Source organism: Ureibacillus sp. FSL W7-1570 (assembly GCF_038593265.1).
GTDB classification, from domain to species: Bacteria; Bacillota; Bacilli; order Bacillales_A; family Planococcaceae; genus Ureibacillus; species Ureibacillus suwonensis.
Window position 1 is genome coordinate 1,457,142 of record NZ_CP151979.1, and the last position, 24,918, is coordinate 1,482,059.

At 40.5% G+C, this 24,918-nt stretch carries 22 protein-coding genes; 10 read left to right on the forward strand and 12 right to left on the reverse strand.

The window, feature by feature from the left end; translation table 11 throughout:
- Window positions 1-117 precede the first annotated feature (117 nt).
- Entirely contained in the window at window positions 118-882 is a 765-nt protein-coding gene (locus tag NST13_RS07250; RefSeq protein WP_342581716.1) for a metallophosphoesterase, read from the reverse strand.
- 260 nt (window positions 883-1,142) lie between these two features.
- Here NST13_RS07250 and NST13_RS07255 point away from each other — a divergent pair, with 260 nt between their 5' ends.
- Together NST13_RS07255 and NST13_RS07260 are read left to right on the forward strand one after the other, a co-directional pair.
- Complete coding sequence (locus NST13_RS07255) at window positions 1,143-1,622, forward strand: hypothetical protein (protein ID WP_342581717.1); 480 nt, start codon at window positions 1,143-1,145, stop codon at window positions 1,620-1,622.
- Window positions 1,623-1,716: 94 nt separating this feature from the next.
- Window positions 1,717-3,474, forward strand: coding sequence for a B12-binding domain-containing radical SAM protein (locus NST13_RS07260; RefSeq protein WP_342581718.1), 1,758 nt, complete (start codon window positions 1,717-1,719; stop codon window positions 3,472-3,474).
- 839 nt (window positions 3,475-4,313) lie between these two features.
- Here NST13_RS07260 and NST13_RS07265 read toward each other — a convergent pair.
- Window positions 4,314-5,540 carry a multidrug effflux MFS transporter gene (locus NST13_RS07265; RefSeq protein ID WP_342581719.1) on the reverse strand — a complete coding sequence of 409 codons (1,227 nt, stop codon included), beginning with the start codon at window positions 5,538-5,540 and terminating at the stop codon, window positions 4,314-4,316.
- Window positions 5,541-5,590: 50 nt separating this feature from the next.
- A complete protein-coding gene (locus NST13_RS07270) occupies window positions 5,591-6,271 on the reverse strand; it encodes a DUF554 domain-containing protein (protein WP_342581720.1) in 681 nt (226 codons plus the stop codon).
- 299 nt (window positions 6,272-6,570) lie between these two features.
- Here NST13_RS07270 and bioD point away from each other — a divergent pair, with 299 nt between their 5' ends.
- The 5 genes from bioD (at window position 6,571) to NST13_RS07295 (ending at window position 10,743) form a co-directional block, all read left to right on the forward strand.
- Entirely contained in the window at window positions 6,571-7,272 is a 702-nt protein-coding gene (bioD, locus tag NST13_RS07275; protein ID WP_342581721.1) for a dethiobiotin synthase, read from the forward strand.
- Window positions 7,244-8,614 (forward strand): adenosylmethionine--8-amino-7-oxononanoate transaminase, encoded by a 1,371-nt coding sequence (bioA, locus tag NST13_RS07280; protein ID WP_342581722.1) that lies wholly within the window; start codon window positions 7,244-7,246, stop codon window positions 8,612-8,614. Before bioD ends, bioA begins: the two co-directional genes overlap by 29 nt.
- Window positions 8,611-9,189, forward strand: coding sequence for a biotin transporter BioY (locus NST13_RS07285; protein ID WP_342468759.1), 579 nt, complete (start codon window positions 8,611-8,613; stop codon window positions 9,187-9,189). The genes bioA and NST13_RS07285 overlap by 4 nt, the downstream gene beginning before the upstream one ends.
- Window positions 9,186-10,184 (forward strand): biotin synthase BioB, encoded by a 999-nt coding sequence (gene bioB / locus NST13_RS07290; RefSeq protein ID WP_342468758.1) that lies wholly within the window; start codon window positions 9,186-9,188, stop codon window positions 10,182-10,184. Before NST13_RS07285 ends, bioB begins: the two co-directional genes overlap by 4 nt.
- 217 nt (window positions 10,185-10,401) lie before the next feature.
- Window positions 10,402-10,743 (forward strand): hypothetical protein, encoded by a 342-nt coding sequence (locus NST13_RS07295; RefSeq protein ID WP_342581723.1) that lies wholly within the window; start codon window positions 10,402-10,404, stop codon window positions 10,741-10,743.
- A 105-nt stretch (window positions 10,744-10,848) separates the two neighbouring features.
- Here NST13_RS07295 and NST13_RS07300 read toward each other — a convergent pair whose 3' ends face one another.
- From NST13_RS07300 to NST13_RS07325, 6 genes are all read right to left on the reverse strand, one after another.
- Window positions 10,849-11,430 (reverse strand): nitroreductase family protein, encoded by a 582-nt coding sequence (locus NST13_RS07300; RefSeq protein WP_342581724.1) that lies wholly within the window; start codon window positions 11,428-11,430, stop codon window positions 10,849-10,851.
- 207 nt (window positions 11,431-11,637) lie between these two features.
- A complete protein-coding gene (locus tag NST13_RS07305) occupies window positions 11,638-12,477 on the reverse strand; it encodes an ABC transporter ATP-binding protein (RefSeq protein WP_342581725.1) in 840 nt (279 codons plus the stop codon).
- Window positions 12,477-13,508, reverse strand: coding sequence for an iron chelate uptake ABC transporter family permease subunit (locus NST13_RS07310; protein ID WP_342581726.1), 1,032 nt, complete (start codon window positions 13,506-13,508; stop codon window positions 12,477-12,479). Before NST13_RS07310 ends, NST13_RS07305 begins: the two co-directional genes overlap by 1 nt.
- Complete coding sequence (locus NST13_RS07315; protein WP_342468753.1) at window positions 13,505-14,539, reverse strand: iron ABC transporter permease; 1,035 nt, start codon at window positions 14,537-14,539, stop codon at window positions 13,505-13,507. The genes NST13_RS07310 and NST13_RS07315 overlap by 4 nt, the downstream gene beginning before the upstream one ends.
- Window position 14,540: 1 nt before the next feature.
- On the reverse strand, window positions 14,541-15,590 hold the full coding sequence (locus NST13_RS07320) for an iron-siderophore ABC transporter substrate-binding protein (protein ID WP_342468752.1): 1,050 nt from the start codon (window positions 15,588-15,590) through the stop codon (window positions 14,541-14,543).
- A gap of 214 nt (window positions 15,591-15,804) precedes the next feature.
- On the reverse strand, window positions 15,805-16,467 hold the full coding sequence (locus NST13_RS07325) for a hypothetical protein (RefSeq protein WP_342581727.1): 663 nt from the start codon (window positions 16,465-16,467) through the stop codon (window positions 15,805-15,807).
- Between the two features lie 269 nt (window positions 16,468-16,736).
- Between NST13_RS07325 and brnQ the strand changes: the two genes are divergently transcribed.
- Window positions 16,737-18,074 carry a branched-chain amino acid transport system II carrier protein gene (gene brnQ / locus NST13_RS07330; RefSeq protein ID WP_342581728.1) on the forward strand — a complete coding sequence of 446 codons (1,338 nt, stop codon included), beginning with the start codon at window positions 16,737-16,739 and terminating at the stop codon, window positions 18,072-18,074.
- Between the two features lie 163 nt (window positions 18,075-18,237).
- Here the strand turns inward: brnQ and NST13_RS07335 are convergent, their stop codons facing one another.
- The 3 genes from NST13_RS07335 to NST13_RS07345 form a co-directional block, all read right to left on the reverse strand.
- A complete protein-coding gene (locus NST13_RS07335; protein WP_342468749.1) occupies window positions 18,238-19,155 on the reverse strand; it encodes a VWA domain-containing protein in 918 nt (305 codons plus the stop codon).
- 256 nt (window positions 19,156-19,411) lie between these two features.
- The gene (locus NST13_RS07340; protein ID WP_342581729.1) at window positions 19,412-20,728 is read right to left on the reverse strand and encodes a GHKL domain-containing protein; all 1,317 of its coding nucleotides are present in this window, start codon (window positions 20,726-20,728) and stop codon (window positions 19,412-19,414) included.
- Between the two features lie 184 nt (window positions 20,729-20,912).
- Complete coding sequence (locus tag NST13_RS07345; protein WP_342468747.1) at window positions 20,913-21,071, reverse strand: cyclic lactone autoinducer peptide; 159 nt, start codon at window positions 21,069-21,071, stop codon at window positions 20,913-20,915.
- A gap of 1,277 nt (window positions 21,072-22,348) precedes the next feature.
- On the opposite strand from NST13_RS07345, the gene NST13_RS07350 reads away from it, so the two are divergent.
- A complete protein-coding gene (locus tag NST13_RS07350) occupies window positions 22,349-22,765 on the forward strand; it encodes a thioesterase family protein (protein WP_342468746.1) in 417 nt (138 codons plus the stop codon).
- Window positions 22,766-23,179: 414 nt separating this feature from the next.
- Complete coding sequence (locus NST13_RS07355; RefSeq protein WP_342581730.1) at window positions 23,180-24,802, forward strand: peptide ABC transporter substrate-binding protein; 1,623 nt, start codon at window positions 23,180-23,182, stop codon at window positions 24,800-24,802.
- Window positions 24,803-24,918: the final 116 nt, after the last annotated feature.

The following is a 24,918-nucleotide window of genomic DNA, read 5'->3' on the forward strand; positions in this document are numbered from 1 at the left end:
CATTCCTGGGCCTTCTTATATTAACAATAAATTAATTTTTATCGATATTCAAAAAAAGGATTCACTAATAGGTGAATCCTGGAATCCTGTTCCATTCCACTTTTTGAAAATTCCCTGTTACAATGTAAAATGGCTTGTGGTAATTCCCTTTCCGTTGGCGGAATACACTTCGATTTCTGAGGAATTTCTTTGGAAACGAACTCCATGGATGTTTCCATCTTTATAAATCTCTCCGCCGCCATCAATGCCGATTTTTTTTCGGCAAGGGGAAATCCAAACTTTGCTTGAGCCGTCTTCATTTAAAAAGATTGTGGGTGTATGGCCAAAGACGACGATTTCTTTCGCCTGGTGGGGCACTTTCGTAAATTCTTCCCGGATCCAGAGAAATTCATCCGAACCCGTTTCCAAAAAATCATCGACACCGGCATTGATCCCCGCATGGACAAAAACATATGGTCTCCAATAATAGTACAAACGAAGGTTTTTAAGAAACTCGATTTCATCCGCAAAATTCGTTTTTAAGATTTCCACCATTTGTTCAAAGCTCAAATCTTCCATTGATGGTTGGTGTGGCATGGCAGAGAAGAAGCTTTCGATGGTGCTTGCCCCGCCAACTTTTTGGTCAAAATAAAATTCCGACATCACTTTCGGCTTTTTCAACCAATTCAAGAAAATTTGTTCATGATTCCCGCTTAACGTAATCACTTTGTATTCTTTCGACAGCTCGATCACTTTCCGCAATACTTGCAAACTGTCTTTCCCACGGTCAATATAGTCCCCTAAGAAAATTAGCAATTCTTCATTGGGATTCCAATAATCCAATACTTTGTCAAGCAATTGATAACTTCCATGTATATCTCCAATGGCAAATACTTTATCCATCTATACACCTCTTTATTCCATTCAAGAGAAGGTGAACCTTTTCTGAAATCTTTCTCACAATTTACATTTTATTCAATTATACTACAGAATTGCGGGAAATTTTCATGGTTTTTCAGACAATTTAAGAACGCGTTATCACGATAATCTCTAAAAAAACGATTCATTGGATGAATCAACCGTCATGTATAAATGGGAACAGAGATTTTCATACTAACATTTGATCTATTTCAACCAATTCATGATGATTAAAGGTGACATTTATGAAAAACTTGCATCGATTTTATTTGTTGTTTCTTGTTTTCATTCTTTTTGCCTGCGGTGTCCCTTCACAATCGAACCTGGGGAAAAACGAAAGGGATGAGGACAAAGAAAGAGAAATCCGTCAGCTGGTGGCCGACAATGAACATGTAAAAATAACGGTATTAAATATGAAGAAAATTAAAAATCAATCAAAGACAACGGTCACCATCACTTTTGATATACTGAATAAACGCAAAGATGCAATCATCATCTCCGCTCAAAGATTATCGGTGGATGAACGCATGGTAGATGAAACCATCTATGAAATGCATCAGGAAATCTCCCCCCAAAAAGCCGCAAATGCAAGATTAATCATACAGCAAGCCGATGAGATTGAATTTCCCGAATTCAAAAACGATCTGGAAATGGAAATACACATCTCTTCTACGGAAGATCCATCCTATTTTGAAAAGCATCCTGTCAAAATTATTTTTTCGTGACTTTTTATTCTTAGGAGAACGTCCGCGATTTATGTGTATAATAGATGTGATAGATTGAAGTGTGTTGATTAATCGTTTTAAAGGAGTTCGACTGATGAATATTTTACTGACAACATTGAACGCCAAATACATTCATACGAACTTGGCCATCCGCTATTTGAAAGCATATGCCCGGCCGGAGTTTGATCCGGAGATTGTCGAGTTTACGATAAAGGAACCGGCGTTGAATATTGTGACCGAGTTGTATCAACGGAAACCGGATTTGGTCGGTTTCAGCTGCTATATTTGGAACATTGAAGAAACGATCAAAGTCATTCAAATGCTGCGCGCCGTGAGCCCCAAAACAAAAATTGTGTTGGGCGGTCCGGAAGTGTCCTATGACCTGCATTATTGGCTGCGCCGGTTGGATGGGCTTGTCGATTTCATCATCATGGGCGAAGGGGAATATTCCTTCAAACAACTGCTTCGTTATGTTCATGAAGAAATTCCTTTGGAGGAAGTGCCCGGCATTGCCTATTTGAAAGATGGCAAGATGAACATCCATCCACAGCCCCCAAAAGTCGACCTGCGGGAAATGCCGAGCCCCTTCCGTTTTGAAGAAGACCGGGATTCTATTTCAAAGCGGATCCAGTATATTGAAACGAGCCGCGGCTGTCCGTTTTCTTGCCAATTTTGCTTATCATCCATTGAAGTCGGTGTCCGTTATTTTGACCGGGAAAAAATCAAAGAGGACATCCGTTATTTGATGGCGAACGGGGCAAAAACCATCAAATTCGTAGACCGCACGTTCAATATCAGCCGCCGCTATGCGATGGACATGTTCCAATTTTTGATCGACGAACATGTGCCTGGCGTGGTGTTCCAATTTGAAATCACGGCAGACATCATGCGGCCGGAAGTCATTCAATTTTTAAACGACCATGCACCGGCGGGATTGTTCCGTTTTGAAATCGGGGTTCAATCAACGAACGATTTAACGAATGAGCTGGTAAAACGGAAGCAAAACTTCGAAAAACTGAAAAGAACGGTCACAATGGTGAAGGAAGGAGGAAAAATCGACCAGCATTTGGATTTGATTGCCGGCCTTCCGGAAGAGGACTACGAAAGTTTCCGCAAAACATTCAACGATGTGTTCGAGATGCGTCCCGAAGAATTGCAGCTGGGCTTCCTGAAATTATTGAGGGGCACGGGATTGCGAATTGAATCGGAAAAATTCGGGTATACATACGTGGATATTGCACCTTATGAAATTTTATCGAACAACGTGTTGAGCTTTGATGACATCATCCGCATCAAACAAGCGGAAGACGTGCTGGAAAAATATTGGAACGCCCATCGCATGGACGGCACGGTTGAATATTTAGTAACGGAAGTTTTTGAAACACCTTTCGACTTCTTCCAAAATTTCGGTACGTTCTGGGAAGAAAAAGGCTGGTCCAGAATTGGCCATCAATTGGAAGATTTGTTTACAAGATTGGATGAATTTTTGCGCACTTTGCCAAATGTGAACTTAGGGATTGTCCACAGTTTAATGAAGCTGGACTTCTTATCAAAACAGCAGTTCCATCCGCGAAAACTTTGGTGGGATGAGCGGATTCCAAAAGAGGAATTAAAGGCCATCAATAAAAAGTTGATTGAAACACCGGAAATCGCAGGGGAAGAATTCGTTCAAATGAAAGTGAATGAAAAGGAACTGGTGAAACATTCCCTCATCGTTCCATTCAACCTTGACTACGAAGCGTATCAAAATGGAAAGATTGTTGTAAGCGACACGTATTTGTTTGTCTTCTTCAGACAAGGAAACTCCCCATATTTTGCAACGTTTCCTAAAAGCGTCATCGTAACGGAATAAATTTTTAGCACAAACCGGGGCAAGGTTTGTGCTTTTTTGATTATGGGGTGGATCGTATTCCAATGGATAGAGCAAAGTTCGCATTTAGTGGGTATGTAGACTTATTTGATGTGGATGTTTTCCCTATTTGGTGCGTATACTTCCCCATTTGGTGCACTTGGCCACTCATTTAGTGCGTAAACTTCCCCATTTGGTGCACTTGGCCACTCATTTAGTGCGTAAACTTCCCCATTTGGTGCACTTGGCCACTCATTTAGTGCGTATACCCCCGCATTTGGTGCACTTAGCCACTCATTTAGTGCGTATACCCCCGCATTTGGTGCACTTGGCCACTCATTTAGTGCGTATACTTCCCCATTTGGTGCACTTGGCCACTCATTTAGTGCGTATACTTCCCCATTTGGTGCACTTGGCCACTCATTTAGTGCGTATACTTCCCCATTTGGTGCACTTGACCACTCATTTAGTGCGTAAACTTCCCCATTTGGTGCACTTGGCCACTCATTTAGTGCGTATACCCCCGCATTTGGTGCACTTGGCCACTCATTTAGTGCGTAAACTTCCCCATTTGGTGCACTTGGCCACTCATTTAGTGCGTATACTTCCCCATTTGGTGCACTTGGCCACTCATTTAGTGCGTATACCCCCGCATTTGGTGCACTTAGCCACTCATTTAGTGCGTATACCCCCGCATTTGGTGCACTTGGCCACTCATTTAGTGCGTATACCCCCGCATTTGGTGCACTTGGCCACTCATTTAGTGCGTATACCCCCGCATTTGGTGCACTTGGCCACTCATTTAGTGCAAATCACCCCATATTGCTGCGGATGCCACTTCCCTATTTATCAGTTACCACTTGATTCTTCCTGATCAGGAAAAGATAAGAAAGAATGGCGAAAACACTTCCAATCATCATTACAATCCCCATCGATACAGATGGATCATTTCCCAATCCTGTCAGAGGCGCAAAGGATCCCGCAATCACGTATTGCAATACTCCCAGCAAAGCGGAAGCACTTCCGGCCACTTTCCCCTGATTTTGCAAAGCCAATGATTGTCCGGATGTATTGACCATTCCCATGCTGGCAATCGCCAAAAATAATGGCGGCAAAATGAAATAAATCTTTGCCTTCAATAGAAGCAGCACCAATAAAACAGCCGTTCCGACAAAGGACAGTCCGATTCCGGTAACCAACAACTTCTTTTCGCTCACAATCCCCACTAACCGCCCGGTCAATTGGCTGCACAGAACAATGCCAATGCCATTCACGGCAAAAATCAAACTATAAAGCTGCGCGGAAAGTCCATACATCTCTTGGAATACAAAGGAAGAACCCGAAATATACGCAAACATCATGGTAAACAAAAAGGCGATCACTAATGCATATCCGATAAAGCTGCGGTCCAGAAACAATTTTTTGAAGGTGATGAACGTTTCTTTAATGCTTCCCTTGCTCCGCATACGAACATCCAATGATTCCGGTAAATAAAACAGAACAATGAAGAACATGACCAACCCGACAACCGCCAAGAATAGAAATACCCCTTTCCAAGGAGCGAAAAGCAATATAATGCCCCCAAGCACCGGAGCCAATACCGGAGCAGCACCTTGCACCAAAGCCAGCATAGCAAAAACCTTCGTCAATTTTTTTCCGGAAAAAACATCCCTCAAAATGGCGCGGGACAGCACAATACCGCTTGCACCAGATACTCCCTGCAAAAATCTCAAAACAATAAATAGTTCAATGGTTGGAGCAAAAATACACAACAATGAACACACAGCATAAACCAAAAGCCCAAACAACAACGGTTTCCGCCGTCCCTTTGCATCACTGATCGGGCCCACCATCAATTGGCCCAATACAAGTCCAAATAAGAAAAAAGTTAAACTCAACTGCACAATTGATTGGCTTGTATGAAGTTCTTTTGCAATATGCGGGAGTGCCGGTAAATACATATCTATGGACAACGGAGCAAAAGCCCCCAATGCCCCCAAAATGGCCGCAAGCTTCATCGGCTTTCTATTCATTCGTTCATGCATTTGTTCTTGCAAACGGTCATCCATACCTGATCCTCCTGAACTGGTCATATCTTTCCTCTTTTTTACTCCAACTTTCATTTAAACACCGCCAGAATGAGAAACCAAAGCACCGGTACAAATAGCGCCGGCAGCATGTTCAACGACTTGCTGTCCTTGATTCCCAAAATCGACAATCCTGAACTTAAGATCAATATGCCGCCCACAATGGAAACTTCCGTCATCAATTCATTTGTCAAAAAAGGAGCGATATAGGTTGCGCTTAGATAAATAGCCCCCTGCCAGCAAAACAATACTACCGCTGCAAACGCGATGCCGATGCCGTAAGTGGCAGCCAATGCCATTGATGTCACCAAATCCAGGGTTGCATTGGTAAATAAATATGTATGATTTTGATGAAGCGCGCTTTCCACAGGCCCTAATATCGATAAAGTGCCAATACAAAACAGCAAAATTGCCGTAGATAATCCCTTGCTTAAATCCGTTTTTGAAAAACGATCAACGACTTTTTTGAATTTCCCGTCAAAATCGATGATTGTTCCCACCAACCCGCCGATCGATAAACTCACGATAAATAATATCGGGTATTCACTATTGGGCATATTTTGAACAATGGCATTTACGCCCAATGCTGTAGCCGCAAATCCCATTGCGGTAAATAACGCCGTTTGGTATTCCTCTTTAATCCCCTTTTTCAATATGCTGCCTACCAAGCTGCCCACCAGAATACAAACGGTATTAACGATTGTGCCAATCATGTTTTACACTCCTATCAACTATTCAAGCTTCAAACAACATTATTTCTTAAAAAAATATACAAATTTTGTAATAATAAAGAATTTTAACACAACTCTACAAAAATCACATTTGATTTTTATACTAAAAGAATTCCAACATCGGCCCTCATTGAATAAATCCTCCAAATAGTCTCACCATTCCAAAACCAATTACCTAATTTATACAAAATTCCAAAAAAATATTTACTGGAAAAAGAAATTGTGTTAACTTAATAAACAACTAAGTTAACATAAACCACAACAGCTAAGAAGGTGATAAGTTGAACCATTTTTGGGTTGCAGGAACAGACACCGATGTAGGGAAAACTTTCATCACAACATTGATTATGCGGTATTTGCAAAGAAAAGGGTTAAAAGTTGTACCCTATAAGCCCGTACAAACGGGAGCGGTAAAAAAGGGGGATATAACATACTATTACGATACGTCTACTTACTTAAATTATAGTTTGCATCCTTTATCTCCCGAATCAATCAATTCATATTCTTTCCCTGTTCCCGCCTCTCCCCATTATGCCGCCGAGCTGGAGGGGGAATGGATCAGTGGGGCACAAATACTGAATAAAATAAGCCATTTAACAAAAGAATATGACGCTGTGATTTGCGAAGGGGCTGGAGGGCTGTTTGTACCTTTGCAACCCCATACTGCATTGACCTTGTTGGATATCATTCAACGCTCAAAACTGCCGGTTGTATTGGTGACACCCTCAAAACTTGGCATGCTCAATCACACATTATTATCTCTTGATGCTCTGAATACAAGAGGAATAGAAGTGCTTGGCATCGTCATCAACCAATATAAAAATAGTCCCATTGAACAAAATAACGTCCAAACTTTGCGCCGGTTCATTCCTGACAAGCCAATAGTCATTGTCGAGGGAAACCGGACGATTGAAAGCTTTGACGGAGAAACGATTTTTGAAAGGCTGATTACGGTTGAATTACTTGGAACTTCAAGACCTTGATCTAAAACATATTTGGCATCCTTGCTCCCAAATGAAAGACTATGAATCTTTCCCTCCTATCGTCATTGAGCGGGGCGAAGGAGTCTGGCTGTACGATAAGCAAGGAAACCGTTATTTGGATGCTGTTTCCTCCTGGTGGGTCAACTTGTTTGGACATGCCAATCCGCGCATCAGCAAGGCAATCGCTGATCAGGCAAAAAAATTGGAACATGTCATCTTTGCAAACTTTACCCATGAACCGGCCATCCACGTGGCAAAAAAGCTGGTGGACAAAACACCGGATGGCTTGGAAAAAGTATTTTTCGCCGATAACGGTTCAGCCGCCATCGAAATTGCATTGAAAATGAGTTTTCAATATAGAGTCCAAACCGGCCAACCGAATAAACAACGGTTCTTGACTTTTACCAATGCCTATCATGGGGAAACACTCGGAGCATTATCTGTCGGGGCAGTCGACTTGTACAACAAAGTATTTACACCCCTTCTTTTGAATGTCGTCCGTGCAGAAGGACCGAATTGTTACCGCTGTCCATTTAATGAAAATCCAGGCACATGTGATGCTCCTTGCACCCTGTTTGTTGAAGAACAGTTCGAAAAACATGCGGACACCCTTTCCGCCGCCATCATCGAACCGTTAATCCAAATAGCAGGCGGCATGAACATGTATCCCCCTGTTTTCTTAAAAAAATTAAGAGCATTGTGTGACCAGTACGATGTGCATCTCATTGCAGATGAAATCGCGGTCGGCTTTGGAAGAACAGGCACGTTATTTGCGTGCGAACAAGCGGACATTACTCCGGATTTCCTCTGTTTATCCAAGGGCATTACTGGCGGTTACTTGCCTCTTTCGGCAGTGTTGACGACAAACAAAATCTATTACGCCTTTTATGACGATTACGGCACGATGAAAGCTTTCTTACATTCCCATAGCTACACGGGAAATCCCCTGGCATTGCGTGCAGCCAAGGAAGTCCTCGCCATCTTTGAAGAAGAGAAGGTATTAGAAAAAATTGCGGACAAAGCAAAATTATTAAACCAACTGGCGCATGAAGCCTTCGATTCACTTCCAACCGTTGGGGAATATCGTCAAACGGGATTTGTCGGAGCCATTGAACTGGTTGCCGATAAAAAGTCAAAAGCGCCACTCCCTGAAGAAGAGCGTATTGGCTATCAAATATACAAAAGGGCATTGAAAAAAGGAATTTTGCTCAGACCCCTTGGCAACATCTTATATTTCATGCCTCCATACGTCATTTCCGAAGAAGAAATTGAATGGATGGTGGAAACGGCAAAACAGGAAATCATGGAATTTTTCAAAGAGAGAAAGGTGGGAATTCGATGAGAAATTCGCAAATTTATTCCCTTACACTCGTTGCAATATTTGCGGCGCTTACAGCAATTGGGGCATTCATCAAGATACCGTTGCCGATTGTGCCGTTTACACTGCAAATTGTCATCGTATTTTTGGCAGGATCGATTTTAGGAAGCAAAAGAGGTTTGCAGAGCCAATTGGTTTATATCTTGGTAGGTTTGGCAGGACTCCCTGTCTTTACAAAAGGGGGCGGGCTGACATATGTATTGCAGCCCACTTTCGGATATTTGGCCGGTTTTGCTTTAGGCGCTTTTGTGATCGGATACATTATTGAACGCGGAGGAGAAGAACCTTCCCGTTTACGATTTGTCATGGCGAATTTGGCAGGCACATTCGTGATTTACGCAATTGGTGCCCCTTACGTTTACTTGGCATTAAATTTCTGGCTTGATATGCCGACAAGCGCATCAACCGTATTTGTAACCGCCTTTTTAAGCACGGTAGGTGTTGACATTGTATTGGCGATGGTCACTGGACTTTTTGCAAGACGGATTTACTTCATTTTAAATAAAAGACTAATCAATGTATTGGAGGCAACAAAATGAATTGGCAAACTCTAGCCCAAGAAGTCATTGACGGAAAAGAACTTTCAAATGAAGAAGCGATGGCGATTTTAAACGCGGAGGATGATGAACTCCTTCCATTATTGCATGGAGCATTTACAATCCGGAAACACTACTTCGGGAAAAAAGTGAAACTGAACATGATCATGAATGCAAAAAGCGGCTACTGCCCCGAAGATTGCGGTTATTGTGCCCAATCTTCGAAATCCTCTGCTCCGATCACAAAATATCCTTTCATCACAAAAGAGGAAATTTTGGAAGGGGCAAGAATCGCTTTCGAAAATAAAATTGGCACCTATTGCATCGTGGCAAGCGGCCGAGGTCCGACCCGGAAAGATGTGAACGTGGTCAGTGAAGCCGTGAAAGAAATTAAAGAAAAATACGGATTAAAAGTATGCGCCTGTTTGGGGATCTTAAAAGAAGAACAAGCACAGCAGCTGAAAGAAGCGGGTGTGGACCGTTACAACCACAATATCAATACATCCGAAAGACATCACTCATTCATCACGACAACCCATACGTACCAAGACCGGGTGAATACAATTGATATCGTGAAAAAGCACGGCCTTTCCCCTTGTTCCGGCGCCATCATCGGCATGAAAGAAACAAAACAGGATGTGATTGATATCGCCCGGGCTTTGCGGGCGCTTGATGCAGATTCCATTCCGGTCAACTTTTTGCATGCGATCGAGGGCACGAAACTGGAAGGGACAAATGAGCTGAATCCGCGCTATTGTCTGAAAGTCCTTGCCTTATTCCGCTACATGAACCCGACAAAAGAAATCCGCATTTCCGGCGGGCGAGAAGTGAATCTCCGTTCTTTGCAGCCGTTGGGATTATACGCGGCAAACAGCATTTTCGTCGGCGACTATTTGACAACGGAAGGACAAGAATCAAACCAGGACTATCAAATGCTGGAAGACTTGGGTTTTGAAATCGAGCTTACGGAAAAACAGCAGGAGCTGTTGAACGTTTAAAAAACATCTCATTAGTGCATGAGGAATTCGCCGAAGAATGGCCATTTAAATTGATAAAACAAGGTGTCCAATACTTCTGGATCAGGACACCTTGTTTTTTCCCCCAATAGAAGGATTGGAACTATTCCCCATCTTCATCCGTGAATTTTCATTCAGTTACTTTTTTATTATCAAAAACATATAATACAAAAGATAATTGGATCGGGGGAGCTGGAGGATGGTCAATGAATTTTACCCATTTTTTCAACTTGAACAAGAAAATCAGTCAGCACAAAACAGCACCAGCAATGACTCTTCCGATATCAGTCTTGCAAAATTAGCAGTGTTCGGCAATATTATTCAAATCATCGGGGCATTGATTTCAACTTATTCAGCAATCCTGGAGATTGAACAACTTCAGCGCCAACAACGTACCCCACAGCCTGCCCAACAACCCACACAACCGCCATACCAAAACCCGTACGAAGAAAGAATCAAGGAACTCGAAAGGCAAATTCAATATTTGACAAAGGAAATTGAAAAACAGAAAGAAAAGAGGTTTCCTTATCCTTATTATTAAAAAAGCTTGCAAAACAAGTCCTTGACTTATTTCGCAAGCTCATCATCATTTCTTGATCCATAGAATCCTTCACTTTTCCTCGAAGTCCGTTTGATGGATGGGAACTTATTTAAGGACAACAAGTTTTTTCTCCACCGGGATAATCTCTTTTTCGATCGCCGGCTGCGCTTGTTTACCGAAAGGCATTTGCGCAATAATCTTCCAATTTTCAGGAATGTTCCATTCTGGACGTATATCGATGTCTATATGTTGAAGGGATGCGGCATAACCAACCTCCTCTAATCCCGTCCAGATGACGTATTGAAGCATGCCTTGGTTTTGATGGGCCCATGCTTCAAGCGCATCACGGAGATGTGGCATTTTATTTTGCAAACCTTCGATGACTTCCCGGTCTTGGAAGAATAAAACGGTTCCATGACCATTGCGGAAACCTTGAATTCTTTGTTGTGTCCGTTCAAAATCTACCGGATTTTTATCGCGGGCAATTTTCTCCGCGTCGTCCCAAAGTTGTTTATGATGTTTTCCAAACAAAATGGCTACACGGGTTTCTTGCCCATTGAATGCAGTCGGTGTATGATTCAAAGCTGATTTGACAATTTCAACCACTTCTTCATCAGGTACAACCGCTTCATCTTCCAATGCACGAATGGACCGGCGATTTTTTACTGCTTCAAAAAATTCCATCATTGGCACCTCCTACATCTATTTGCTACTTATATTATTAACATAACATTTTTGAAAATGTGTTTCTAATAACTGACAATCAAATGAAGAGTTTTCAACATGGTGTTTTTTTACGATTGCTGACTGATTCACCTGCCGCGCTTTTGAAGGACTTGGTACAAGCCTTTATTAGATTTCCCTGCGCCAAACGGCAAAATAGCCGCCGGAAAGTCAGCACCTTTCCAGACGGCATTCAAAACGGGAATTTTCCAAATGATTATGATATCTGCCAATTGGCACAATGGATGGGGATAATGAAACCGGATCTTGAATCACTGTGCAATCAAGTCCAAAAACATCTTTAATTAATTGGCTATTGATCACTTCTGACGGAGTTCCTTCCGCCACCAGCTTTCCTTGCTGGAAGGCAAAAATATGATCCGCATATCGGGCGGATAAATTGATATCATGCAGCACCAATACGATGGTTGTGCCCCGTTTCCGGTTCAAATCTGTCAACATATCCAATATTTCCACCTGATAGGTGATATCCAGATAGGTGGTTGGTTCATCCAAAAACAGGATATCCGTCTGTTGAGCTAGGGCCATTGCGATCCATACCCGCTGTCTTTGGCCGCCTGACAGCTCATCGATATATCGATCCGCCAAATCCGTAATGTTCATGATTTCCATCGCTTCGCTGACCGCTTCATCATCTTTGCTCGTCCAGCCTTTTAAAAACGAATGATGCGGAAATCTTCCCCGGCCTACCAAATCAACCACAGTGATCCCTTCAGGAACAATGGGTGATTGAGGCAAATACCCTAACACACGAGCCAATTGTTTCGTTGAGATTTGATGAATCGGTTTCCCATCCAACATGACCTGGCCGCTTGCAGGCTTGATTAACCTTGCCATCGTCTTGAGCAATGTGGATTTGCCACAACCATTCCCCCCGATAATCACACTGATTTTATTGCTTGGAATGGTAATGGTAACATCTTGCAAAACCGTCTTTTTATCGTAGCCCGCATATAAATTTTTTGCTGTCAGCACGTGTGCAGGATTCATTAAAAACCACCCTTTCGATTCAAACGGACTAATAAATAGAGTAAGTAAGGCGCTCCAAGCACGCCGGTGATCACCCCTACAGGATATCTCGCTTCAAAGGCATGTTGGCCAATCAAATCTCCGGCCAGCACCAAAATGACACCAACGAGCCCGGCAGGAATTATGTTGGAATAACCCGAACCCATGATCCGATTGGCGATCGGTCCCGCAAGGAAGGACACAAAGGCGATCGGTCCTGTCGTTGCGGTAGCGATCGCAATCATCAAAACGGAACTGATCATGAGCATAATTCTGGTCATGTTCACGTTCACGCCTAGAGATGTAGCGGTTTGGTCGCCCAATTCCAACATTTCCAGTTGTTTGCCGTATAAGAGCAGCATGGGAGTAAAAAGTACAACGGTCACGATTAAAGGAAAAAGGGTTTCCATTTTCAAACCATTTAAGCTTCCGCTCAACCAACGCAATGCGGTTGGCAAATCATTCCGGCTTCCAATCAACAATAAATAAGAAATGACGGAATTGAGCATCGCCTGAATGCCAATGCCGATTAAAATCAATCGTCCGATGGAAAAAGAACTTCCTTTCGCCAACAAATAGATCACCAAAACCGTACCTAAACCGCCGATAACGGCAGCAACGGATGTCATTGCCAAACTCGCATGGAGGATGACGATACAAAAAACGGCGGCGGCACTCGAACCTGTTGTAATCCCAATGACATTCGGATTGGCGAGCGGGTTGCGGAGCATCGTTTGAAACACATAACCGCCTGCCCCAAAGGCAAACCCCGCAAACAGTCCTGCCACCATCCGTGGCAATCGGATCGTTCCAACAGCAAAAGATGCTCCCTTGACTTGTTCCCCAAGAAGCACCCGGATGACATCTTGGACGGGATAAATCGTGTTGCCCAGCATCAGCATCAAGGCGCACAAAGCAAAGGAGATCAGGCAAAGCAAGGATGTCAAAAGCACAAAACGGCGAAACCTTCTTGATCGAGCTGTCCGAATTAACTGCAATGTCTCATTCATCATATTTCACGAACTTTCGCTTTCATTGTGATAAAGATTAAAATGGGGGCACCGATAAAGGCCGTCACCACTCCGACTTCCAATTCCCCCGGACTTCCCAGGATCCTGCCGATAACATCGGAAAATGTCAAAATGATCGCTCCTGTCAAGGCGGACATCGGGATGACATATCGCATATCCGGTCCAATGATTAATCGAATGACATGGGTTGCGAGCAAGCCGACGAACCCGATCGGGCCTGCAAGCGCGGTTGCGGCACCACATAACAGCACTCCGCCAAATGCGGCAAGGAGCCGAATAAACCCAATCCGTACACCCAAACTTTTGGCAACCTCATCCCCCAAAAGCATTGCATTTAAAGCCGGCGCTGTCATCAATGCAATCAGGAGACCTACAATTAGAAATGGAAGAAAAATCATAATGGAATCCCACGTGCCGGATCCTACGCTGCCTACTTGCCAAAAACGGAATTGATCCATGACGTTGTTGCGGGGAATCATAATGGCCGAGACAAGCGATGACAATACGGCACTTGTCGCGGCCCCGGCCAATACAAGTTTCAACGGCGTCGCGCCACCGCTTCCCATCGAACCGACCGAATAAACGAATACGGCTGTTATCATTGCTCCGACAATGGCAAACCAAATATATTGACCGGCAGAAGTGATATGGAAAAATGCAATCCCGGTTACGACAAAAAGGGCGGCTCCCGTATTCACTCCCAGAATGCTTGGGTCTGCAATCGGATTGCGGGTCACTGATTGCATCAAAGCGCCGGAAACCCCTAGAGCCACACCGCACATGATGCTGAACATCGTGCGAACCACCCTTTGCCGCACAACATTGGCTTCGTGGGTATCGACATTGGAATGAAATAACCCGTCCATGATATCCGCCAAACCGATGGCCCTTGAACCAAACAGCAACGAAGCGATGATGCAAACACCAAGCAATAATACGAGCACCATGAGTAATGCTGCAAATCTTTTCGGGATGAGGGTTTGCTTGTTCTCTTTATAGGCAGTCGTTTTCATATTAATTCAGCTTTTTGGCCGCTTCAGAAAGTAAGCCCAAGTATTCATCGATGGTGTACGCAATGGATAGCGGATTCGGATTTCCCGCCGCCGCAAGTGGCGTATTATCGCCAATGACTACAACGGCCCCTTTTTGAATGGCAGGCACTTTGCCTAAAATCGGATCATTTTGTAGCGCTTTTAAAGTATTGTCATCCCCGTATGTCACGATGATGTCCAAATCATTTAATGCATCCGCGTTTTCCGCACTCATTTCAATATAGAAACTGTCCTGATCCCCAAATGTTTCGATTAAGCTTTCAGGATATTGCATTCCCAATTCCTCAAGAAATTCACCGCGAGGGTCTTGAGTTGTATAAATGTAGAATTTGGATAAATCGGCTGCGCTGATGGAAGCAAAAGCGGCTTTTTTCCCTTTGATTTCAGGATGTTCGCCCGCTTTCTCTTGAATTAAGTTTTCAGTGTCCTTAATCAGTTGCTTTCCTTCTTCTTCCATCCCCATTCCTTTGGCATTATATAAAATTTGGTCTCTCCAAGAAATCACCCATGGAGTTTCCGGATAAGCCACAACCGGAGCGATTTGGCTTAAAAGATCATATTCTTCCTGTGTAATACCGGAATAGGCGGCAAGGATTACATCCGGTTCAGCATCTGCAATCGCTTCGAAATCCAGACCGTCTGTATCTTGGAAAATATTAGGATTTTCAACACCAAGTTCTTTCAATTTCTCTTTTGTCCACGGAAGCATTCCGCTGTCATCTTGTACGCCGTAGTTGGCGGCCGAGAATCCAACCGGCACAACCCCCAAAGCCAAAGCCACATCATGGTTTGCCCAGGAAATTGTTACAACGCGTTCCGGTTTCTCTTCAATCACCGTTTCACCAAAGGCATGTTTTATGACAATTGGATATTCGGAACGGTTTTCATTTTTTTCCGCATTTGATTCAGCTTCTTTTGAATCTTTGTCATCGGATTGACCGGAACAACCCGCCAAGACCAATAAAAATATGAAAGTTAATGATAAAACAGAAAGATAACGTTTAAGATTCATATTTTACACCCCATATTTTATTATTGATAATAATTATCATTCGCAATGTAAATATATATTTTGTATAAATGTTTGTCAATCACAAATTCCAATTCCGTGATAAAATTTTACCCCATGATTTTGTGCGAAAAACTTCCCAAAATAAAAGCACCATGCCTCCCTGAGCCAGGGGAACATGATGCCGGTTATGTATTAAAATTATTATTCATCTATGTCATATATGTCGAATATCCAGTACAATCACCGGTTGATCCTCTTCAAAATAATAGACATCAAAAACGAGTTTATTGCGAAGAACCGCCAATTTTACCGCCTGTTTTTTATTTTTCCTTATTGCACTGCCAAATTTTTCTTCGAATGTGGAATAAGGCTTCAATAGAATATAATCCACTTCCAAAATGCGGCACAAACTGATCAACTCGATCAATACTTTCATTTCCAGCCCTTTATTCAAATAATCATCATTCAAAGATATCTCACTCACTACAAGAAGCTTTAAATAACATTCTTTCATTTCTTTTTGAAAATGTTTCATGAATGAGGACATGATAAAATATTCTTCACTTGAAAAACTGTTTGCGACCGATAACAATTCAGACGGTCTTATGAAATACGAATTATAAATTTTGAAGTGGAGATATCCGATGATTTGTGCCCCTTCATTGATTGAAATGATGTTTGACCATCCGTTGATCAATTGCAATTCAGGATTTGTTTCGATTGAAGTATCAATCCGGATATAAGTGCTTCTAAATTCCTCAAAAATGACGTCTGTTTGTTCCCCCCAGAAAAAAGGTTTGAACGAATTCCCTTCTTTTTGGTTTTCGTCGCCGGAACCGCTCTCAAAATCGTTTTGATCTTCATCCTTATATTCCATAAGAACAACCCCTCTTCAACATTTTCAAAAATAAATTAACACGAACAAGAGTTCTTGTAAATATAAAATTTGTATAATTCAGAATTTTTAGCTTTTATATCTTTTTATAACAGCGGATATCTACTCTTTTATATCGTTAAATTTATAAAAAATTAACAATTTAATTATTAGAGTGAAAATTCCTTATTTTCCTACTTTATTAATATTCATAGATTCCTTTTACGATAGTTGATAAAATGATGGAGATTCATCTGAGAAGGAGCATGATTATGAAAAAGTCAAGTTCATTTACTACCTATGCCATCATTGGTACCATGCTGTTCGGCATGTTTTTTGGTGCGGGGAATTTAATTTTCCCAATCCAAATGGGACAACTTGCCGGTACGAACTTTTGGCCGGCTTTGATCGGATTTCTCATTACCGCCATCGGACTGCCTTTCTTGGGAATTGTCGCATTCGGTTTGTCCGGAAGCAACAGTTTGCTTGAACTGGCCGGACGGGTTCACCCAATATTCGGCGTTGCATTTGCCATCGCCCTCTACTTGACGATCGGGCCGTTTTTTGCAATTCCACGGACGGCCACAGTGCCTTTTGTGGTTGGTTTCGAACCGTACATCAATCCTGAATACAGCACATTATTTTTAGGTATTTTCAGTTTTGTGTTTTTTGCGATCGTTTATTATTTCTCTTTGAATCCCGCCAAAATCGTGGACTATATCGGGAAATATTTAACCCCTGCATTTTTATTGTTCCTTTTCATTTTAATTGTGATCGCCATAATCAAACCGATGGGGACATTCCAGAACCCTGCCGGAGATTATGGGGACCTTGCATTTATTACCGGTTTTAAAGAAGGGTATAACACAATGGATCTCCTTGCATCCTTGGCATTCGGAATTGTTGTCATCAATGCCATCAAGGGACGGGGGATTACCGATAAAAAGGAAATTGCCGTATCCACTTTGAAAGCCGGCGTTTTTGCCATGGCGCTAATGGCGCTCATCTATGGGCTCATCACTTATATGGGAGCATCCAGCGTATCCGCCATTGGTACCTTCGAAAATGGAGGTCAAATTTTTGCAGCCGTCGCCCAGCATTATTTTGGCAACTATGGGGCCATCCTGCTTGCCATCATCATTGTGCTAGCTTGTTTAAAAACAAGTATCGGGCTCATTACATCTTGCAGTGAGTTTTTCAATCAAGTGTTCCCGAAAGTCAATTACAAATGGTTCGTATTGATTCTGTGCCTTGTTTCATTCACCATCGCCAACTTTGGATTGAACAACATCATTCAATTCGCCATCCCTGTATTAATGTTGCTTTATCCGTTGGCAATCGTGCTCATACTATTGACTTTATTTTCCCATTTATATGGAAATAAGCGGAGCGTTTATGCTTCCGCGATGGTCTTCACATTCTGCGTCAGTTTCTTTGACGGATACAGCACATTGGTTTCGAGTTTGCCAGGTGCAAGCTTGTCCTTATTCGATTCGATCAAATCTTTCTACTCCAATTATTTGCCGCTTTACGACATCGGCCTTGGCTGGATGTTGCCGGCAATCGTCGGGGTCATCATCGGCCTGGTTTGGCCCAAAAAAACCGCATAATGCCATGAGGCTGCCAAGTTTCCCGGCAGCCTCATTTTTTTCTTGATTTCTCCACTGTTTTGGCGGATTCATTTCCTACTGTTGGCCATTGGAAAGATATTTTTCTCCAATTGTTCTACTGTGAGTGGTCTGCTTCGCACTCACTTCTCATTGAATCACTCATCTATCTACTTATTTGGGTATTGGTGACATATTTTTCTTCTAACTGTTCAAGGGCTTCTTTATAATTTTGTTCATTGATTGCCTTTAATTCTTTATTGAAATTTTTAATCTCATTATCAATCCATTTATGATATTTACTATTTTTATTTATTAAATATTCGTAGGTTTCATTATTAAATACTTTTTCTTCGTGCAATTTTGTTAAAATGAAATATATTTTTTCTCTCTCTTGTACTCCTTTACTTTCTTCCTTCGTTATATAAACAAAAATTTCCAAGTTATTTTTAATATAATTTCTTTCATATTGTTGTTTTCCCTGCTTCAACCATTTCCCCCATTGTTCTGCCAAATTATTCAGTTTTTCCAGTTCCTTTTGCAATTCACTTTCACTTGTTACTGTGCCATAGATTCCATTCACTTCGGAAGCCAATTGTTTCAACTGTTGTTGCCCTTCATTATCCACATCAAATCCAATCACATTTATAATAGGGGTAATATTGAAGTTGTATAACTCTTTGGCCGCTTCTATCGGCTCGTCTTCACATGTTTCGATTCCATCACTGACCAAGTACACAATATTGGTATTGTTTTCACCGTCAAAGGCAGCCAAATCCTTTTTGGCTTCACGCAATGCCAGTCCGATTGGCGTCCAGCCGCTTGGAGAAAATTGATTAAGCGCTGCTTTGAACTGTTCAGGATTATAATTGGAAATGGAATACATCAGTTCACTGCTGCTGCAGGATAATTTCTTATCCGAATCAGAGCCACTTCCTTTATGGCCATAAACTCGAATGCCAACTTTCGCATTTTGCGGCAGTTTTTCTACAAAAGCTAAAATAGAGTCTTTGGCTGAAGCCATTTTTGCTTTCCCATTGATGGTTTGTGCCATACTTCCCGATGCGTCAATGATAAATAACACATTTAAATTCTCTTTGAATTGGTAGCGGGAATCCGTAACTTGGGGATTACCAAATGTTTCAAATTTGAGTCGATTAATCAGGTTTTCTGGTCCCTCATAATCAAATTGCACTCGTTTTAATATTTCACGATAATAGCTATCTAATTCTTGTTCAGTTGGATTTTCAGAGATATCCGGTAAATCACTGAAAACTTTTAAATCCCCACAAAAAAACCTCGAAAGGCTTCACGCCTATCAAGGTTCATTCATTGAAGTATCACTCACTGGTTGATTTCCTCTCTGGGCAATCATATCCATGATTTTTAATTTCCAGAACTTGAGTAAAGGAATTCTCATGAATGGAAGTGTTTAAATGGGCATTGGGATAATGATTCAAAATACATTTTACATTGCTTAACCCTTTTCCGCGGTTTTGCCCTTTTGTGGAGAAGCCTTCTTTATAGATTTCCTCCACATTCACCAAATCTCCATTGAAAGTATTTTCAATAATGATCATCACGGAATCGCTGTTTGTTTTATAAAAAGCGATATCAATACTTTTTTCCGACTTGGAATCCGCAGTCGCTTCAATGGCGTTATCCAAAAAGATTCCCAGAATTCGCGCCAAATCAATCATATTCATATGAATATCTTCAATTTCATCCGATATTTCGATATTGACTGAGATGTTTTCATTTTCGGCCTGCATCACTTTTGATAAAATGAGCCCTTTAATACCGGTTATTTTCAACTTTGATAAAGAAGCCAACAGCTGATTCCTCTTTAACGTGTTCTCCTCGGTCGAAAATATATGCTTTTTAAAATATTTTTTCAATCCTTCAAAATCATTGACTTCTATGTAACCTTGCATTGTAACGAGTATATTGAGGTAATCATGACGGAATTTTTGCATATCATTATTGATTACTTCCAACGACTTCATATAGTTCTCAAACTGGGCATTTTCAAATTCAATTTTATTAATGTAATGTTGCTTTTTGATGTTGAAAATCGTCAAAGAAAGTATAAACAGCATGATGGCAAAGTAAATAATTTGAATACTGAGATTAAAAACCAAAATGGTATCCTTTGATAAATATTCCGTCAAATAAATATTTATATAAAAGGTGGCCATCGTTACGATCAGCACAAAAAGAATGAATATGTAAGCGCTTTTCATTTCCGGGACATATGCAATGACCTCATTGTAAAAATATCGGTAAATCAGAATACATAAAATATATATCAAAATGAAAAGGCAATAATGTTCCAGAACTCCCGGCAAGAAATCAAAGGTAAAAGAAAGCAAAACATATTGGGTGAGATTGTCCACCAGAATGCCGAAAATGATGAAAAAGCAAAGGTGTATCAGCACTATATAATCCCTCGAAAGCACATAAAGATAAACGAAGGAACTGATAATGAAATAAACAATCCCTTGCCATTGTCCCATCCATAAAAAAGCGAGGCTGGTAGGTCCAAAAATGAATAAAATGAAACCGAAAATCGATTTAAAGTTTAATTTGATTTGCGCTGTGTACATGATTGCCCAAAAAATCAAGAAAAGCTCAATCGTTATAAACAAGATTTTCATATTTTTCTCCTAGCTTAATTAATAGAGTGATGTTGGTTGTCTCGTGATGTATTGTGGAAATAAAATGGGTATTCCTATATTTTATTTTAATAATACAATTCACCTGTAACAAGGTACAGTTGTCTTGACATAAAAGAAAAGTTCCGACGGGATCATGGAAGTCGGAACTTTCTTACAAAATGCATTATTTTTTTGAAGCAAACAGATTATTTTGTAATAACTCATTTGGCACTTTTTTCTCATGGAATAATGTCGTACATCCATTTGTAGTCGCTATTCCTCCGAATACCACTACAAATGCAGCAATTTTTGCCAATACATTTTTAACACTCATCCATTTCATAATAAAATTCCCCCTTGATTGATTGTGCTATTAGCATAATAGTTTCCACCAATACCCCATAAGCAATAAAAACCTTCACATCAAAATTCACAATGCAAAATATTCCGAATATTAGGAATACGCGGAACATCATTTTTTTCCGCAAATATTTTTTATGATTTTGATTAATAAGCGGATGTTTTTCTGTGCCTTTTGGTGCAAGCATATAAATGAGTATTAATGAAACTCCAAAGATGATGTATAAGAGAGTGCCGGAAATCATATTATAATAACTGGCAATCAATTTGACCGCGATTGGAAATGTAATGATGCTTGTACCAATGCACACATACAAATTGCTGAAGTGATATCCAAAACAAACCTGCCTTAACAGAAAGAAGCTAATATGAGCAATCAATGTAGGAACAATGCAGTCTAATAAATAAGCCAAAGAATAGATTAAGATGATTTTGTAGAGTTCAGAAAGAATGAGTTGAATTCCAAATTTTAATTTTTCCCTTTCCAGATTGGAAAAATACTCTTGATTTAATAGATGGAAGATCGCGTTTTCGATTCTGGAAATTTCTCATACTCCCTCCTTTGTTTGATAGTAAGTGAAATTTCACCTCCCACCTTTATATTACCACCAATTCATAAATTGGTAAATTATTGATTTTTTACTAAATTTACCATTATAAGTTAATATTTATTTGCTTTTGTATTCATTTTTTTGATTATTCCCACTATTACCACATTTCACATTCAACTTTATTCTTGCTGTTTTTACATGTTATGATAGTATAAATAGGATTTTTCAACACAACTGGTTTCCAACAAAAAAATTGGAAAAATAGTATTATTTAAGGTAACATAGGTTTGGAATTGAAAGGAGGAAAAAGAAAAATGTTTGATCAAATTGGTATTGGCATCATCCAAGCTTTGATTGTTGTGTCTGTTGTATTTATCGTTCTTCTTTTACCGATTGGAGATTACTTATTGAGAAAAAAATAATGCACATATTTTATATATAAGAAGGGGGGGAAATGATGCTCCCTTCTTTTTTCATTTTCAATGATGGCTTCATTGTCAACAAATTGACAAATTGGAACCTATTGAAGAAGTTGAAATTTCTTAAGAAAATAGAAAATGGTATCTGAATTTTATTAACAAAAGTGGTATGATTACATCAAACCAAAATATTAGTCGGCATTATTTTAATCAGAATTGATTGATTCACGTTTCTGTTCAAAGCTGCTGACGATTATTAAACTTCTTCAAATATATTGAGGTGATGGAAAATGCAAAATCGCAAGCTGGTCATTCAAATGGAATTGCCAATACAAGCTTATGATATTGATGCAATGGGAATTGTGAGTAATCTTGTGTACGTGCGGTGGTTTGAAGATTTACGAATGGAATTTTTAAATGCGACGTATTCCTTGACAGAAATGATGAAATCGAACATTACACCGATTTTGATGCGCACGGAAGTCGACTACCGCAAACCGCTCACGATTTTTGATAAACCAATCGGGCGATGCTGGTTGGTTGAATCGGGGAATTCCAGCTGGGAGATGGCATTTGAAATCAAGAGCGGGGACAAGCTGTACTGCAAAGGCATACAGAAAGGCTGCTTCTTTGATTTAGAAAAGAAAAAAGTAACGCGCATACCTCAGCAATTAATCTCAGCCATCGATCGCCTTATTGAACCGTAATCATGATCGTTCTGGGGCAAATCCATTGGGTTCCGGAGATTGCCCCAGCCGCACCATTTGCGCAACCCTTTCAAAACTTCCCCCAATCCGATTCAGTATGGGAGGACCTAACACTCCCTTTTTTTACCTATACTTCCAATATCAACATGTTTATTCATTATACCAAAATACCTTTATATCGTGATGAATCTTTCAATACGCTAGCAATTGTTATTAATTTAATAGTAATAGATACAATTATAATAGTAGAAATTAATATATTTTTAGAAAAAATTATTATTTCCGTTTTTTTCAGATAATTAAAAAGTGTTTATTTTAATAAAAAAATCTGATATTATGATTTCGATAATCAAATTTCAGAAAAATGCGCAGACTATTTTCTGAAAAATTGAAAAAAAAGTTGGGGGGAGAAATATGAAAAAGAAGAAGTATTGGCTCTTATTAGCAGCACTTTTCGCACTGACATTGGTGCTGGGTGCCTGCAGCGGCGACAAAAAAGACGAAGGAAAGGAATCTTCCGGAAAAAAAGAAATTAATTTAGTCATTGCTTCCGAGCCTCCTTCCTTACATCCGGGACTTGCGACAGACTCAACTTCCGGTGCGATTTTGGACAACGTATTTGAAGGTTTGACAACCCGTAAAGATGGGGAAATCGTGAATGCAGTGGCAGAAGACATTACAATCAGCGATGACCAATTGACTTACACATTCAAATTGCGCGATGCAAAATGGTCAAACGGCGATCCTGTAACAGCACAAGATTTTGAATACGCTTGGAAATGGGCATTAAATCCTGAAAACGTTTCCGAATACGCTTCCATCCTTTACCCGATCAAAAACGCAGAGGCATACAATAAAGGTGAAGCGACTGCTGATGAAGTCGGAATCAAAGCGGAAGACGACAAAACATTGGTTGTCACATTGGAACAACCGACACCTTATTTCTTGGAATTGACGGCATTCAAAACATACTATCCGGTTAATAAAAATGTAGCCGAGAAAAACCCTAAATGGTACACAGAAGCAGGAGAAGATTATGTAACAAACGGTCCATTCATGCTGGATTCATGGAATCACGACAAAGACATTACATTAAAGAAAAATCCGAATTACTGGGATGCTGACAAAGTGGCTCTTGATCAAGTCAACATTACAATGGTTGAATCTGAACAAACAGCTTCAACAATGTTCGATAATGATGAAATCGATTTCTTGGGATCTCCATTCCAAACAGTGGCATTGGATGCGATTGACCAATACAAATCAGAAGGCATTTTAAATATCGAAGACTACGCAGCCATTTACGTGTACAAATTCAATACAACAGATGAAATCCTTAAAAACAAAAATATCCGCAGAGCTTTGGCACTTGCAATTGACCGTCAATCATTGATCAAAAACATTACAAAAGGGGAACAAAAACCTGCGTTAGGTATGGTTCCTGTAGCGATTCAAGGTTTTGAAGAAGATCGCGGCTACATCAAGGACAATGATGTGGAAGAAGCGAAAAAAGCCCTTGAACAAGGTATGAAAGAGCTAGGAATCAGCAAACCGGAAGATATCAACATCACAATTTCATTTAATACGAGTGAAGCCCATGCATCCATTGCCCAATTCATTCAAGAAAATTGGCGCAAAAACTTGGGCATCAATGCAACACTTGACAACTCCGAGTGGCAAGTTTACTTGGACAAACTGACAAAATTGGATTACCAAGTTGGCCGTTTGGGTTGGATTGCAGACTACAACGATGCTTACACATTCTTAGAGCAATATGATTCTGCTGATAACGGCAACAACGATACAGGTTGGGAAAATCCAGAATACACAAAACTTTTAAGAGAAGCGAACAAACAAACGGATGAAGAAAAACGTTTTGAAATGTTAAAACAAGCGGAAGCAATCATCATGGAAGAAATGCCGGTTGCACCAATTTACTACTACACTAGTCTGTACGTTTCAAAAGACCATGTGAAAAACATGAAACCGGATAAATTGGGCAACATTTATTTGAAATATGTTGATATTGAAAATTAATTTGTCCCTGTAAAATTAGGTTAAATAGTTGCAAAGGCTGCTGAAATCGATTTTATTGATCAGAAGCAGCCTTTCACTATTTTTTGGGCGTGTACAGAATTTTTAGATAAAGGAGG